The organism is Pseudomonas avellanae BPIC 631 (genome assembly GCF_000444135.1).
GTDB classification, from domain to species: Bacteria; Pseudomonadota; Gammaproteobacteria; order Pseudomonadales; family Pseudomonadaceae; genus Aquipseudomonas; species Aquipseudomonas avellanae.
This window is the reverse complement of the sequence record NZ_ATDK01000224.1, coordinates 18,729-33,126: the sequence shown is the minus strand read 5'-3', so window position 1 is coordinate 33,126 and position 14,398 is coordinate 18,729. Positions and strand designations below refer to the sequence as shown.

The following is a 14,398-nucleotide window of genomic DNA, read 5'->3' as shown; positions in this document are numbered from 1 at the left end:
TGGCCAAACTGGATCGTGATGCGTTCTTCAATGCTGAGTTCATGATATGACATAGGTTCACCGTACCGGATTGGTCAGGTGTTGCGCTCAGTTTTTGCCGCCGCCCCCTAAATCTGCCGTTATCTGGAGCATCAAGAATATGTTAATCAACAAGGTTTTCACCCTTGCGGGTACGTGCGCGCTGATTTTACCACTCACGGCATCCGCAGACTTTATTGCCGACAGCAAGGCCACTATCGAGCTGCGCAACTTCTACTTCAATCGTGACTTTCGTAACGGCCCGCCCACCGCGCAGCGTGATGCAGCCGCAGAGTGGGCGCAGGGCCTCATGTTGCGATTCGAGTCGGGTTATACCCCAGGCACTCTGGGCCTGGGCATAGACGCCGTCGGCATGCTGGGCCTCAAGCTGGATGGTGGTGACGGCTCCGGTGGCACGGGCCTGCTGCCGGCAGACCTGAGTTCAAAGAACGGCCGTGGCTCGCAGGACGAGTATTCAAAACTTGGGCTGACGGCCAAGGCCAAGGTCTCGGAAACCGTGCTGAAGGTCGGCTCGCTGGCCTTTCGCACCCCCGTGGTCTCGAGCAATGACACGCGCCTGTTGCCGGCGACGTTCGAAGGCGCACTGCTTACCTCAAGAGATATCGACAAGCTGGTGCTGCAAGGCGGCAAGCTCGAGCAAATCAAGTTCAACAGCTCTTCAAACTATCAAGACTTCACGGGCAACCGCATCGGCGGCGTCAGCGATGATTTCCGCTTTGCCGGCGGCACCTACAGCTTCAACAAGGCCCTGAGTACAAGCCTGTACTACGGCAACCTGGAAAACGTCTATCGGCAGTACTTTGGCGGCGTGGTCTATGAGATACCCCTTGCCGCGCAACAGTCGCTGAAGTTTGACCTGCGCTATTCGAAAAGCACCGAGGACGGCAACTTCCGCGCCCTGGACAACCGCGCAGCCAACGGCATGGCGTCTTACACGCTGGGCAGCAACGTGTTCTCGGCGGCCTATCAGCGCATGAGCGGTGATGATCCGTTTCCGTACATCGCCAATTCCGACCCCTACCTGGTCAACTTCGTCCAGATCAACGACTTTGCCAACGCTCAGGAAAAATCCTGGCAACTGCGCTACGACTACAACTTCGCGGCGCTGGGTGTGCCGGGGCTGACCTTCATGAGCCGTTATGTCAGCGGCGACAATGCCTTGGTCGCCGGCAGCAACAGCGGTAAAGAGTGGGAGCGCGATACCGATATCGGCTATGTCATACAAAGTGGCTCTCTGAAAAACGTCGGCATGAAAGTCCGAAATGCAACGGTCCGTTCAAACTTCGGTAACGACCTGGACGAAACACGCCTGATCGTGAGCTACACATTGCCACTGTGGTAATAGCGATAAAAGTGATGCTGCTCAGCCAGTTGACCCGCCAGACCACTGATAATCTCAGCGCGACGCTCATAGCCTGTGCAGAGCTGGACTCTGAAGCTGGGCGACTCAGAAGTGTGGTTGATACGTTCAAGTTGTAGCCGACGACATGCCCGACTGCATGCTGACAGTGAGTGTGTGCAGTAGCGCTTTGTGAATAAGAGCGGGCTCGCGTGGAACAGTAACGTGAACCCCGGATTAGCCTTCTCTCAACCTGATATGGAAGCGACGGACAACAATGAACACTGCTCAGCTATCAATTCAACAGTACATAAAAGCCAAGGACGGTAATCGCCCGCATTTGTTGGACCAGGCCTTTGCGTCAGACGCGGTACTCGACATGGTCGTGCACACCGGATCTATCTCATTTCCACCCCACGTTGAAGGCATTGGGCCCATCGGTGATGTGCTGGTCAGGCGATTCGGCCAGACATTCGAAAACGTCTATACCTTTTGCATAGGGCTTCCACCTGAACCTCAGGCCAGGACATTCCAGTGTAAGTGGCTGGTCGGCATGTCCGACAAGAGCTCCGGCGAGGCCCGCGTGGGTTGCGGCCTATATGAATGGCAGTTCAGCGCCGAGTCGGGGCTTGTAGAGAGGCTCACTATCACCATCGAGCATATGAAAACCCTACCAGCGAGTGATGTGCACTGCATCATGAAGTGGGTATCGCATCTGGATTACCCCTGGTGCCACCCAGAAGCGTTGGCGAACAACTCTCCTGACATAGAGACGCTTGAAGAAGTGATCCAGTACGTTACGGCTGATAGTGCAATTTAACCCCTTCAAGCCACCCGCCGTACGCGGCGAGTGGGGGCACTTCGTCCTCGCCTTGCAAGCAGTCACCACTGGGTACGAGGGCGTTGCCGCGTATGAAATACCCCAAGGATTTGAAGGTGGTCACCGCGTACCCGATAGGGGATGAGATATGACCAGTTGGGCACTGCCCATTCACGCGTATTTTTGACTCGACCCTCACGGCCCATCGTAGGAAACCGGGCAAGTTTGTCTACGCTGGCGAAAATCGCATCTGAGAAATCATCAGCCGCCTTGGGGTTTTCAAGGGCTATATAGCTCGCTTCGTCTTCCAGGTTTTTGAGGGCTTTTTCAAGCCACTCAACCCGCATTCTTGCTCCAGCGGCGGGCGCGCATTAACGCAACCTGGCCATCGGTGGCAAATTTACCTTGATCAGCCTCTTCTACCGCCCGTTCAATCTGTGCAGTCAAAGCTCTCTCGTGCTCGATGTAATCGCGAAGCACATCCATCGCCAGATAGCTCACGGTTTGGCCATTCGTCTTGGCCAGATCAGAAAGCGAGTTCGAAAGGTCTTCCGGCAGGTTCAGGGATATCCCGGTCATGGCAGCCTCGATGGTGAGCGGTTGATGAGCATCTTACACCGGCAAGCGCTCACTTGGACTGGCAGGTCGTCGCGACTTTATTTCACAATTTTTGCAGCAGAGCCTGATCACGAGCGGCTCCGCGAACCTCTGGTACACGCCGAGTGCCATCCACTCGCTGCGCCTCAGGAACCGACCGGCTTATCTCACTATCCAGCCAACATCGTTTGGGTGCCTGGAAAGCACATAGCCACAACCATTGGGCACAGGGTTCGTGATTTCATACTCACGCCAGTCGGCCATTGCTCGCCCATCAATGCCCTGCGGCGTGCGCTCTATCAGCCACGCCACGGCATTGATGAACTGCCCGTGCGAAAACACTGCGATGTCTTGGGTAGGGTGCTCTGCGAGGAGAGCCAGGAAAGACTGAGCTCTGCCTATAAACTCCAGAAAGGATTCCGCGCCTGCGCCATCCCTAAACGCCGGGTCGGGCATGGCCCAATAGGCTTCGACCCAATCCTTTCTCTGAGCAACGGTTGTGTTGGTACACCGTGCGGGCTCGAGGTAGGTGAATTCCTGAATGGGCCAGGTTTCAAACGGAGTGGCAGGAAAGGTAGATACGGTGGCCATCGCAGTTGCCTGCGCTCGGGAGAACGGCGAGGCGACAATCAAGGCCGGAGCATGCGTGAATGACCGGGCCACTGATTGCGCTTGCTCGACACCCTTCAGCGTGAGGGGAATAGTGGCGTGATCCACACTGGCTTCGCCTGCGTTGGCAGCACTTTCGCCGTGACGAATTAGCCTGACGTGCTTCATTAACGAGGGCTCGTGCGTAGTAAAAGGCTGAGTTTCCCCTGCTGAAAATCAGTGTCCGGGGCGTAAAAAACGTTGATCACCACTCACGCGGAGCGATCAGCTCCTCGATGTCTGCATCGGGGAAACCATAAGCGTCTGCTATTCGTATGAAATCTTCACCAATGGTTTCGCGGGCGAAGGTCTCGATTTCGCTGCCATTTTCTTCAAACACTTCCTCCAGGTCGTTGATTTGCTCTGTCGCCTTGTGGGTCAGGGCATACAGTGCGGTCAGGCCGGAAGGCTTTTGCTGCTCGATTTCGTGACACAGATTGACCAGCACGTCTTCGCACATTTTTACAACGGCGTCAGGGAAATACTCGTCCTGATACATGCCTTTCAGAAAGGCGTGTTTGGCCATGGTTTCGTTGGTCAACTGCATGGGTATCCCTCTTAAGGTTATATGTTGATTGCCTGGTCTTTTCGCCGTCTGGCCTTAGCGGTTGATGACTGCCATTGCCACTTCTTTTATGTCACTAACAAGATGCCCTTCTCTCCATCGCCTGACGAGCCCCAAGGGCTTTTCTTTTTCGTGTCCAAGCGCGGGCTAATCCCTTTCTGGCCAGACTGAATAGCACTTCGTATCGTCATTCCCGATCTGGTCAGATAGAGCGTCAGTATCGCTCGTTAGTCGTTTACTCGAAACATCTTGAATGGATTGGCCTGAGCACCCGCTACTAAAGCTCCCCCCCAACCCCGTCGATATCCTGCCTACACCCCGCAATCATGGACTGATGAAATGGTTATCTCGCTCACACCCGGCAACAACACCTCTCCAACCGTCACCCTGCCTAATTCCGGCATCACGCTCACTCCGCAGCCGCTCACCGATGCGCAGAAAGAAGCGCTGAAGAACGCCGCCGCCAACACGCCAGCCGTCGTTTATCACCCGAGCACCGAGGTGCCTGCGACTACTGAGCCGATGGAAGCAGTCGATACCTGGATCGGCCGCTCGCAGTCGTCTGAGTTCCCGAAGATGGTGGCGCAGCACAGTAGCTCGACGGAGTCGCTGAAGACTTCGTATCAGGCGTTCAAGTCGACGTTGGCGTCTGTCTATCCGGATCTGGCCAGCAAGAAGTTCGGCTTCACGATCGAGGCGAACGGCAATTTGAAAGCGACCAACAGTGCCGGTGAATTGAACAAAGCGGACACCGAGCAGCTGAACTCGCTGTTGAATGCATCCAGTGGCTTGAAAGCGGCAGCCGCCACTTATCGGGAGACGGCTATCGATCTGGTCGATGCCGACTCGCCCTGGAGCGGCAGTTATCTGGGACGGTACAACCTGACCAAGGAGAACTTCGCCGATTCGCTGGACTTGAGTGCGTTGTTCATTCCCAAAACGTCGACGCCGTCCAAGGAACAGTCTGATGGCATGTTCTTCAATCAACTGGCCTACAAGGGTGTGCTGCACACTCAGGAAACGGAAGCGGCCATGCTCGCCAAGCGTGCAGCCGAAAAAGCCGCCACGGCAGGTTGATCACACCCCGTCAGCGACTCATCAGGCGTTGGGGCGGACGTAGTCGTTATCGAACTCGCCGCTTTTAACGAACTGAAAACCGTGGCGGAGGTAGAAACGGTTTGAGTCGCTTTCCTTCAGCGCGCCGACTCGTAATGTCGATGGCTTGCATCAGTCCACGCACCAGGGCTGATGGCGGGCTAAGCAAAGTGTGTTTTTTCATTCAGTGCGCAGTAACCCGGTCCTCATTTACCCACCCAACCGATCAGCCGCCTTACGGTAAACCTCATCTCGCTCACGCTTGTCCACAGCAACCACGAAGACCACAACCTGTTGGTCAATAACCTGATAAACCAGCCGATAGCCGCTGCTGCGCAGCTTGATTTTGTAGCAGTCGGGCAACGCATGCAGGCGATTTGCTTCAACACGCGGAGCAACCAGAATCGTAGCCAGCTTTTTCTTGAGCTGCTGACGCACGGTATCCCCTAATTTGTGCCATTCCTTCAGAGCTCGCGCATCAAATTCGAGGCTATAAGTCATCCAGTGAAACCTTGACCCGTTGCGGAGCCGCAAGGCGCTCGCGCACTGTTGCAAGCAAGACTTCGTCTTCCTCGGTCATCAGTACGGTCTTGAACGGTAGCTGGCCGCGCTCTGCCACGTACTGCAGGGTTTGACGCAGCAGTTCCGAAGGAGTGACGCCAAGCTTTTCAAGCTCGAGATAAGCACGAGCCTTGAGATCGTCGTCGATACGAACATTAATAGACGCCATCGGTACGGCCTCCGAGTGTAATGACATTAGTCTTTACACTGACGAAAAACATCTGCTTTTGCAAGCATGCGCACAGCTCACTTATAAATTTTCACGCCCGCTGGTCGCTTTCGATGGCGCCCGTGCAGCCGAAAAGGCCGCCACGGCAGGTTGATCACACCCCGTCAGCGACTCATCAAACGTTGGGGCGGACGTAGTAGTTATCGAACTCGCCGCTTTCAACGAGCTGAAAACCGTGGTGGATGTAGAAACGGTTTGAGTCGCTTTCTTTCAGCGCGCCGACTCGTAATGTCGACGCCGCTGCGTCCGCTTCGGCGAACACTTGGCGAAGCACCGCAGAGCCTGTGCCTCGCCCTTGCGCATCGGGTTTGATGTACAGGTGGTCCAGCACCAGACCATTGGCGAGCGCCTTGACGACGACGAAGCCGACTCTGTTGCCGGCAACCTCGATATAGCGTGTATCCGGCGCCGAGAAGCCTTCACGAAAACGCTCTCGAACGCGCACCGGATCGAACCGGCCAACGCGCTCGAGGCTTTCGCGCATGGCTTCGATACGCAGTGCAACGAGGGCTTCAAAGTCTTCAGGCTGAACGGTTGTTAGCGTGACGTGGGGACTATTTTTCAGGATCTGCTGCACTGTATTTGCTTGCGTATGAAAAGCTTGATGTCAAACACCCGATTCTTGAGTCACGCTCATCAGAAGATGAGCTCTGCGCCTGCTTTCAGTTCTGTCGGCCAACAGAATCGGCCAGGCATTCACTGTTCGTCGAGTCGCTTGCGAACGGCTTTTCCCAGGTTCGTCAGGCGATATCGCTGGTTGCTGCTAGTAGGTTTTTCAGGAATGGTCATGGCGATAACACCCTGCTCGAGCGCGGGCGAAAGGTAGCGTTTACGGAAGTGTTCCGCGTCGGTCAGCTTCAACTGGTGCTGGAGTTCTGACCGTTTGATGTCGCCATTTACGAGCACAATCAGCTTCTCGACTTCCGGGGTGACTTCCGGGGCGACTTCCGGGGTGACTTCCGGGGTGACTTCCGGGGTAAAGAACGTCAGGGTGACGCCAGAGTTTCCTTCGCTATGCCAGACAGGGGGCGCGAGGCCGTTATCTTGACAGGCCTGACGAATCAATACGCTGCCACGTCCCAGCTTTTCCATATACCCCTGCAAGTAAAGTGCGTGAGCAATATCAGGATTGCGCAGCACCGAAATGTGGCCCTGTTGCAGCTTGTTGGCATCGACGCCTTTAGGAAGGCTGCCGGAGTTCCAGATTTGCAGTCGGGCCGGGCTGATTTCTACTTTGATGCCGCCAGAAAAGCTGCTGTAGTCTCGATGAGCGAAGGCATTGACGACGCCTTCACGTATCGCCATCTCCGGGTACAGCGGTAAATCTTCACGCTGATTGCGGCGTTGGCTGAAGCGCGCTTTAACAGGGGTATTACGCATGATAAATGCGGATAGTTGTTCGATCACCTCAGTCATCGGGCCTGCAAAATGTTGCAGATCCGGGTACTCGTCGGAGGTTTTGCTGCTGTAACAAACTGCGCGCACTCTTGCCTGAGGGTGACGGCGTGAAGGATCCTGAGCAAGCAAAACGTCGGCTGCGTTGGTAAGGCGACCGTACTTTGCAAGTGACAGTAACTGCAACTGGTGCAACAAACCCTGATCGGACTGTCGGACTTCCAACGGAATACGGGGTGCAGAAAGCAGCTTATGACAGGCTGTACGAGATAACTGCTGCTCATCCAGCTCAGAGGCAAATAGTCGTTCCCAACGCTCTGGCTCAATCTGCTTGCGCAAGACCATATCGCGAATGATGTCGATGCTGGCCTTTACCGTGCCCTCGCCCTGGCGGATATAGATGTCATTTCGAAAAGCGTAGGGAACATCCTTGCCTGAGGGCACCTCGATGACCAGCACCTGTCGATCGTCGATCTTCTGAACTTCAACCGAAAATAACACTGGAGGCTGGATCTGCGTCTTGAGCTGGGTCTCCATTTTCTGCGCCGCACGCTGAGCATCATCAACGCCGAGAATCTGGCCGTCGTTGTCGACCCCACACAACAGGTAGCCGCCTTGAGAATTGAGAAACGCGCAAACGTGCCGACCACATATCGACGTGCTCACGCGAGCCTTGAGCTCAAGGTTCTGGCTTTCGCCCAGCAGCAGCAGTTTTTTAAGTTGGGACAGGCTTCTATTCATGATCGTCCTTCAAACGCTGAGCGACCATTTCACTGTCACTTAAATGATCTCTGAGACGCTGCTCAAGATCCTGGTAGCGCGAGAATTGAGCCACGACGAACAGACCGGCATCATCATCACGATCAAACTTCTGGACCCAGTTACCTTGGCGATCGTTCAAGGGCAACTGCTCCATGGTGGCATCTTCGTACATGTCGATTACTTTCAGATCTGTGATCGAAGTGGCCTTGGGCTTAAGGCTTAAGGTTTGCCTTAGCTCCTGATTCTTGTAACCAAGCTCCCGGAGCAGGGTCCGCGCGAACACGACGTGATCATGAGCCAGAAACCATCGCGGCTTCTTCAGTTTGATAGCGAATTTCATCTCCTGATGGGTGATAGAAATACCAGTGGTATCTACACCGCTACCGTATTGAGGGGTGATGATACCCAGAAACAAATCACACTGCTGCACCGCTGCCAGGCAGTTTTGAAAGGCGGTCTGCCCTGATGACACGGGAATGGTGCCCTTGTGCGACATCAACACTTCATAACCAAAGCTGGTCAGCAGCGTGTAGACACGGTCCAGCAACTCTTCCACGCCGTAGACAGTCGAGGACACCATGATTTTGAGTTTCTTAACGTCCATGCTTTGACGAACCACTCCAGCTTTCAGCCCGCGGCCCTCGCAAATGCGGCAGGCTCACGGCGCTATATTGTCTTGAAGCGAAGAAAGGTACAGGCATGTGCCGTGACTGCCTAGAGGTGCTGAAAAGCACATCATCAAGATGGAAAACAGGAACGATTGTTTATGACACTATGCGACCAAATGCGTATCAGCGCAGCCACTCCTCTCGCGTCATCTCCCAGACTTCCACTTCAAACCGCCCGCCAACAAAATCATCATCGTACGAGCTCACTTTGCGCATGCCCTCGTTGATCGAAATGCGCCGCGAGGCTTCATTGGGCGCAGCCTTGGGCACCTGCATCAAGGGCATGCCCAGCACTTCGAACCACTGTCGATTGATGACAAGGCAGGCCTCTTTCATGTAGCCGTTGCCTTGCCAGTCCGGGTGCAACCAGAAGCCGCGGTTGTTGCCGGGATGGGTCATGAGGGTAATGCTGCCGATGATCTCTTGGGGCGCGCTCTGCAGACGGATCATCCAGTGCCACTCGGTGCCGCTTGCAATGGCGGGCAGCGCGACGTCTTGAATGTAGCGTAGCGCACCCTCTTGCGGGTAAGGCCAGGGGACGCGGTTGTTCAGGTATCGCACAATGTCCCATAACGGAAAACGCTGCTGAACAGCCGGCGCATCCTCAAGCTGAAGCGGTGTCAGCAGCAGGCGGTCGGTGTGCAGCGTGGGGGTAGTCGTCATGCGATGTTCCTTTCCGTTGAACAATGCTCACAGGATGAACGGTCCCGTATGCCGGGGTTTTAAGTCGAACTGCTTGATGCCGATGGGGGTCTATCCAGCATCTTTTACACATCGGTAAGCCCAGTGCCCAGAATCATTACGGATCAGACACCCCAAAAGGTGGTGGATGAGCAGCAGGTCAAATTATTTGGCTCGCCCAAGGAACGGCTGGATTTCTATCGACGCGAGATTCATTACGAAACCACCAACCTGTCCAATCGTACCAACGCCTATTTGTCGGCGCAGTCGTTTCTGGTGATTGCCTACGCGTCGTCGATGGCGAACATGAACACAGAATGGGGCGCGATGTTCACCCTGGTGGTGCCGCCAATGCTGGCCTTGCTGGGGCTGCTCAGTACGCTGTTCGCCTGGCCAGGCATTCGGGCGGCATGCGACATCATCCAGCATTGGCATCACAAACAGTCTCAGTTGCTGCTCAGCGAGCCTGTCATCGGGCTGACCTATGACGACTCGCCACTGTTCAGCGACTGGGAGTCCAGCGAAACCGGGCCGAAAAAGTCTTTACTGTTCTCCAAGCGCAGCCCTTGGCTGTTCAGCTTTTTCTGGTTCTTCCTCGGCGGCTTTGCGGTGTTCGTGCAGTTGATTGCGGACTGAGGGATGCCCTAGGCTTATGAGCTGATCGAGGTGCTGTAGACAGGCCCACAATGGCCGAATGTGACGCAGAGCGTCACGAAATACGTGCCCACGCTGGAGCGATCAGGAGATAGGCGACGTTCGTTGCCACGCCGCCGCCCTCGGATCAAAAAACGTTAATCGGATAATCAACGAAAATGCGCGTTTCGTTGCCTTCGCTGTTGTAGGCCTGTGCATCATCGGAGACGCGCAGGAACGAGTTGCGCAGGCGAATCGACAGGTCTTTGGCCGGGCCGCTTTGAACCACGTAGGTCAGTTGGCTGAATATCTCGCGCTCGGTGCCGTCGCCGCTGCCAGCGGTGCCATCGTCGATGTTGTCGCCGCGCACGTAGGCAGCCTTGTAGCTCAGGCCGGGCAGGACGAGGCCGGACAAGTCCACACCGTAGGCTGCTTGCCACGAGCGCTCGTCCTTGCCGTTGAAGTCGGACCAGTAGGAGTTGGCAAGGTAGATGGTGTTGCCGCCGTCGCCAAAACCACCGTCGTTGCGATAGCCTCCGTAGGCGTAGCCCATGTCACCGGTGCTGCGCTGGTGCGCCAGGGTGAAGGAGTGGATGCCGACGGCCCAGGTCGCTGCCAGGCTCCAGATTTTGTTGTCACGCGCATCGCTGGTGGTGAAGTCTTTATCCAGCTTGGTCTTGTAGCCGTTGAAATCGAAGGTCAGCGACTGGTCTTGCGGCAGGGCAAAGACGTAGTTCAGATTGACGTACTGCTTCTTGAGCACGTCTTCGTTGTCGGATGCGTAGAACGCAGCGCTGAATTCATCAGTGAATTTGTAGCTGGCACCGTAGACGTTGATACTTTTCAGATCACCGCTGTCGCGACCTTCAGCGCTTTTGCGGGCCTCTTGGGTGAAACGTCCTGCAACCACTTCAAGCCCGTCGAGCTCTTTCGAGGTGATCATGGTGCCGGTGTAGCTTTCTGGCAGCAGACGGGAATTGTCGTAACTCAGCACCGGCAATTGCGGCATCTGGTCGCCATATTTGATGACGGTCTTCGAGAAGCGCGCCTTCACCGCTGCACCTGCGCGAGACAGGTCATCGGCCGCTGCGCCACTGTCGCCCTGCTTGAAGAAATCGATACCGCCGTTGCCACTGCGGCCCTTGCCACCATCCAGGCGAATGCCGTACAGCGCAAAGGCATCGACGCCCACGCCAACCGTGCCTTGAGTAAAACCGGACGCGAAGTTGCCCATGAAGGCCTGGCCCCATTCGGACTTGTCTTCCCGGTCGTTTTTATAATCGCGATTGATGTAGGCGTTACGCAGGTTGACAGTCAGCCTGCTGTCCTCAACAAAACCCGTTGAATGTGCCTGCCCTTCGGCCATGGCCTGGCTGGCACTGATGATGCCCAAAGCGAGCATTCCCATACGTTTGGTTAGCATCTTGTCTTCCTTTTCTGCGAATTGACATGCGCTGTGGCGACGGCCAATGGCCGTCCCGGCTTCCAGCCTCTGAACAAGCAGTATAGAGAGCCGCACGAGAATCGCAGTGGACTACTGATGCACGTACAAGGGGTCTGGCCACAGGCAGTGGGGCGCGAATCCTAGTCCCGGTGCCTGAAGGTGTCAAACGCGCAGATGGCCGAGCCAGAGCGTTCGGCCTGAGTGTTGTCTAGTCAGTCAGAACGCGGAGCAATGCTTCAAATTCGGCATCGTTGAACAGTCCTGCCGGGTAGCGCCGCAACAGCATCGCACGCACATCCGGTCTTGGTTTCGCAGGCCTGGTTGTCCTTAACCAATCCGCCATCAATTGGCGGGCCTCGTTACTGGGAGAAGCAGAGAAACCACGAACATACTGCTGGTTCATACCTGCTTTCATAGCGAAAACCTCTTGATTCATGAGGGGCTAAATCTACTGCCGCCGTGTGACAGTCAAGCTGATGAAACGGTTTTTCGCCAATCGGATTTACAACAATTTCCACTGAGCCTGCGTGAAATGTAGTTATAAGATAACGAAAAAAAGCCCATCAGATGATGAGCTTGATAGAGCAAGATCGGGACCAACTAGTTGCTGTCAGATACAACTAGTCATGAAGCACTAGGCCTTGAAAGGGGCTGGCTGCTGCTGCGTCAGGCAGTGAATATTGCCCCCGCCGAGCAGCAATTCCCGGCCAGGTGCCATCACCACTTCGTGCTCCGGAAACAGCTTTTGCAGGATTTCACGGGCCTTTTCGTCCATCGGATCATCGAAACTCGGCGCGATAATGCCGCCGTTGACGATCAGGAAATTCACATAGGAGCCGGCCAGACGCACCGATGGGTTGCGTTCCTGGCTACCGTGCACCTGATCGACGCCTGCACATTCTTCTTCTGTCGCGAACAATGAGCCGGGAATCGGCATTTTATGAACGATAAACGCACGACCCTGCGCATCACGGGTGCTTTCCAAAATACTCAACGCGGCGTGGCAGCGTGGGTAGTTGGGGTCTTCGGGATCATCGGTCCAGGCCAGTAACACTTCGCCCGGACGGATATAGCAGCAGAAGTTATCCACATGCCCGTCGGTTTCGTCGTTGAACAGGCCATCCGGCAGCCAGATGATCTTATCCACAGCCAGGTAGTCGCTGAGGACCGTTTCGATCTGTTCGCGGGTCAGGTGCGGATTACGGTTGCGATTGAGCAGGCACTCTTCGGTGGTGATCAACGTGCCTTCACCATCGACGTGGATCGAGCCGCCTTCCAGCACGAAGCCTTCGGTGGCATAACGTGGGCAACGCTCGATTTCCAGCACCTTGCTGCCCACTTGCGAGTCCAGATTCCACGGCGCGTACAAGCCGCCATCGAAACCGCCCCAGGCATTGAACTCCCAGTTCACGCCACGCAGTTCGCCACGTCCATTGATGACGAAGGTCGGGCCGCTGTCGCGCACCCAGGCGTCGTTGCTGCTCATTTCCACGACGCGAATGTTGGGCATGTCCAGCCGCGCACGGGCGTTGTCGTACTGCGCGGCAGACACCGCCACCGTGACCGGCTCGAAGCGGGCGATGGCCCTGGCGATGGCAACGTGGGCGGCCTGGGCGAGCTTGCCACCCAGACGCCAGTTGTCCGGGCGCTCTGGCCAGACCATCCAGACCTGGGTTTGCGGTGCCCATTCGGCTGGCATGTGAAAACCGTCGGCGCGTGGCGTGCTGTTGAGCGTGGTCATGGCGATCAGGACTCCAGCGAACCGTCGAGGGTCTTGACCGCGCCGTACAGGTTCGGACGGCGATCACGGAACGTGCCCCACGCGCTGCGAATGTGCTCCAGCTCGTCCAGGTCGAAGCTGTGGACCAGCACGCCTTCTTCGGTTTCATTGAGCTCGGCGACTTTTTCGCCGAACTGGTTGGCGATGAACGACGAGCCATAGAAGGTGATGTCGTAGCCGTCCTGCTCTTCGTTACCGATGCGGTTGCTGGCGATCAGCGGCATCAGGTTCGCGCCGGCATGGCCTTGTTGCACGCGCTGCCAATGGTCGCGGGAGCTGATGGTCTTGTCATGTGGCTCGCTGCCGATGGCGGTCGGGTAGAAGAGGATTTCTGCACCCTGCAACGCCATGCTGCGCGCGCACTCCGGGAACCACTGGTCCCAGCAGATGCCGACGCCGATTTTCGCGTAACGGGTCTGCCATACCTTGAAGCCGGTGTCGCCTGGGTTGAAGTAGTACTTTTCGTGGTAGCCGGGGCCGTCCGGGATGTGGCTCTTGCGGTAGATGCCCAGGTTGGTGCCGTCTGCGTCGATGATCGCAATGGTGTTGAAACGCGCACGCCCTGCCAGCTCAAAGAAGCTGATCGGCAGCACGACTTGCAGTTCTTTGGCGATCTTCTGGAAATGCTTGATCGCAACGTTGGACTCCAGGGTAGTCGCCAACTGCAGATAGTCCGCGTTCGGCTTCTGACAGAAGTACGGGGTTTCGAACAGTTCCTGAATCAGGATGATCTGTGCGCCCTTGGCGGCAGCTTCACGCACCAGCTTTTCAGCGGTCTCGATGTTGGCTTCCAGATCCCAGGAACAGGCCATCTGGGTAGCAGCGACAGAAACGATACGGCTCATGAAAATATCTCCAGGGGCGGATGCAAAGGACTTATCACCATAGCAGACGGGCGATGACGATTATGGGGGCCTTTATAGCGGATAAAAATCGACTTTAAAAGCTAAAAAAATATCTGTTTATCGTTTTAAGGCCAATTATATCGATATGAATCTGATTACAATGCCAGCTTGGGACTCGCTGGCCTTTTCGCGGACAAACGAAGCGTCGCCCGGTCCGCTCCCACGGCCTCCGGCCAGAAGCAGAAGCAGACTCGGGTGTGACGATAGTGTCCGGGCGCCACCTATCGTGCCCATGCT

The 14,398-nt window shown here is 55.9% G+C and carries 18 protein-coding genes and 1 pseudogene; 4 read left to right on the top strand and 15 right to left on the bottom strand.

The annotated features are described in order from the left end of the window. Window positions 1–139 precede the first annotated feature (139 nt). Window positions 140–1,381 carry an OprD family porin gene (locus DW49_RS0110295; RefSeq protein WP_005621686.1) on the top strand — a complete coding sequence of 414 codons (1,242 nt, stop codon included), beginning with the start codon at window positions 140–142 and terminating at the stop codon, window positions 1,379–1,381. A 274-nt stretch (window positions 1,382–1,655) separates the two neighbouring features. Continuing rightward, window positions 1,656–2,198 carry a hypothetical protein gene (locus DW49_RS0110290; RefSeq protein WP_024420899.1) on the top strand — a complete coding sequence of 181 codons (543 nt, stop codon included), beginning with the start codon at window positions 1,656–1,658 and terminating at the stop codon, window positions 2,196–2,198. A gap of 62 nt (window positions 2,199–2,260) precedes the next feature. Here DW49_RS0110290 and DW49_RS0110285 read toward each other — a convergent pair whose 3' ends face one another. The 4 genes from DW49_RS0110285 to DW49_RS0110270 form a co-directional block, all read right to left on the bottom strand. Continuing rightward, window positions 2,261–2,545, bottom strand: a complete 285-nt coding sequence (locus DW49_RS0110285; RefSeq protein ID WP_024420900.1) for a type II toxin-antitoxin system RelE/ParE family toxin — start codon at window positions 2,543–2,545, stop codon at window positions 2,261–2,263. Further along, window positions 2,535–2,777 carry a CopG family ribbon-helix-helix protein gene (locus tag DW49_RS0110280; protein ID WP_024420901.1) on the bottom strand — a complete coding sequence of 81 codons (243 nt, stop codon included), beginning with the start codon at window positions 2,775–2,777 and terminating at the stop codon, window positions 2,535–2,537. The genes DW49_RS0110285 and DW49_RS0110280 overlap by 11 nt, the downstream gene beginning before the upstream one ends. Before the next feature lie 180 nt (window positions 2,778–2,957). Continuing rightward, window positions 2,958–3,572, bottom strand: a complete 615-nt coding sequence (locus DW49_RS0110275) for a histidine phosphatase family protein (protein WP_005621689.1) — start codon at window positions 3,570–3,572, stop codon at window positions 2,958–2,960. A gap of 76 nt (window positions 3,573–3,648) precedes the next feature. Continuing rightward, window positions 3,649–3,990, bottom strand: a complete 342-nt coding sequence (locus tag DW49_RS0110270; protein ID WP_003380754.1) for a DUF5713 family protein — start codon at window positions 3,988–3,990, stop codon at window positions 3,649–3,651. 357 nt (window positions 3,991–4,347) lie between these two features. Here DW49_RS0110270 and DW49_RS0110265 point away from each other — a divergent pair, with 357 nt between their 5' ends. After that, a complete protein-coding gene (locus DW49_RS0110265) occupies window positions 4,348–5,085 on the top strand; it encodes a hypothetical protein (RefSeq protein WP_005621692.1) in 738 nt (245 codons plus the stop codon). A gap of 21 nt (window positions 5,086–5,106) precedes the next feature. Here DW49_RS0110265 and DW49_RS1000000133630 read toward each other — a convergent pair. The 7 genes and pseudogenes from DW49_RS1000000133630 to DW49_RS0110235 all read right to left on the bottom strand — a co-directional run. Then, a pseudogene (locus tag DW49_RS1000000133630) lies at window positions 5,107–5,226 on the bottom strand (GNAT family N-acetyltransferase); the annotation flags it as partial. 87 nt (window positions 5,227–5,313) lie between these two features. After that, the gene (locus DW49_RS0110260) at window positions 5,314–5,604 is read right to left on the bottom strand and encodes a type II toxin-antitoxin system RelE family toxin (RefSeq protein WP_024420904.1); all 291 of its coding nucleotides are present in this window, start codon (window positions 5,602–5,604) and stop codon (window positions 5,314–5,316) included. Beyond that, complete coding sequence (locus DW49_RS0110255; RefSeq protein ID WP_005621697.1) at window positions 5,594–5,833, bottom strand: type II toxin-antitoxin system RelB/DinJ family antitoxin; 240 nt, start codon at window positions 5,831–5,833, stop codon at window positions 5,594–5,596. Before DW49_RS0110255 ends, DW49_RS0110260 begins: the two co-directional genes overlap by 11 nt. 175 nt (window positions 5,834–6,008) lie before the next feature. Continuing rightward, complete coding sequence (locus tag DW49_RS0110250; RefSeq protein WP_005621698.1) at window positions 6,009–6,470, bottom strand: GNAT family N-acetyltransferase; 462 nt, start codon at window positions 6,468–6,470, stop codon at window positions 6,009–6,011. 119 nt (window positions 6,471–6,589) lie between these two features. Then, entirely contained in the window at window positions 6,590–8,029 is a 1,440-nt protein-coding gene (locus DW49_RS0110245; RefSeq protein ID WP_005621701.1) for an RNA-binding domain-containing protein, read from the bottom strand. Beyond that, on the bottom strand, window positions 8,022–8,654 hold the full coding sequence (locus tag DW49_RS0110240) for a DUF4062 domain-containing protein (protein ID WP_005621703.1): 633 nt from the start codon (window positions 8,652–8,654) through the stop codon (window positions 8,022–8,024). The genes DW49_RS0110245 and DW49_RS0110240 overlap by 8 nt, the downstream gene beginning before the upstream one ends. Window positions 8,655–8,841: 187 nt before the next feature. Further along, window positions 8,842–9,381 carry a GNAT family N-acetyltransferase gene (locus tag DW49_RS0110235; RefSeq protein ID WP_005621705.1) on the bottom strand — a complete coding sequence of 180 codons (540 nt, stop codon included), beginning with the start codon at window positions 9,379–9,381 and terminating at the stop codon, window positions 8,842–8,844. Window positions 9,382–9,540: 159 nt separating this feature from the next. Between DW49_RS0110235 and DW49_RS0110230 the strand changes: the two genes are divergently transcribed. Beyond that, the gene (locus DW49_RS0110230) at window positions 9,541–10,035 is read left to right on the top strand and encodes a hypothetical protein (RefSeq protein WP_005621707.1); all 495 of its coding nucleotides are present in this window, start codon (window positions 9,541–9,543) and stop codon (window positions 10,033–10,035) included. A 145-nt stretch (window positions 10,036–10,180) separates the two neighbouring features. On the opposite strand, the gene DW49_RS0110225 is transcribed toward DW49_RS0110230, so the two are convergent. The 4 genes from DW49_RS0110225 to aguB form a co-directional block, all read right to left on the bottom strand. Continuing rightward, window positions 10,181–11,455, bottom strand: coding sequence for an OprD family porin (locus DW49_RS0110225; protein WP_005621709.1), 1,275 nt, complete (start codon window positions 11,453–11,455; stop codon window positions 10,181–10,183). Window positions 11,456–11,684: 229 nt separating this feature from the next. Continuing rightward, window positions 11,685–11,891, bottom strand: a complete 207-nt coding sequence (locus DW49_RS1000000129960) for a hypothetical protein (RefSeq protein ID WP_005621711.1) — start codon at window positions 11,889–11,891, stop codon at window positions 11,685–11,687. A 219-nt stretch (window positions 11,892–12,110) separates the two neighbouring features. Then, window positions 12,111–13,217 (bottom strand): agmatine deiminase, encoded by a 1,107-nt coding sequence (aguA, locus tag DW49_RS0110215; protein ID WP_005621713.1) that lies wholly within the window; start codon window positions 13,215–13,217, stop codon window positions 12,111–12,113. 5 nt (window positions 13,218–13,222) lie between these two features. Next, a complete protein-coding gene (aguB, locus tag DW49_RS0110210) occupies window positions 13,223–14,101 on the bottom strand; it encodes an N-carbamoylputrescine amidase (protein WP_003380768.1) in 879 nt (292 codons plus the stop codon). Window positions 14,102–14,398 lie beyond the last annotated feature (297 nt).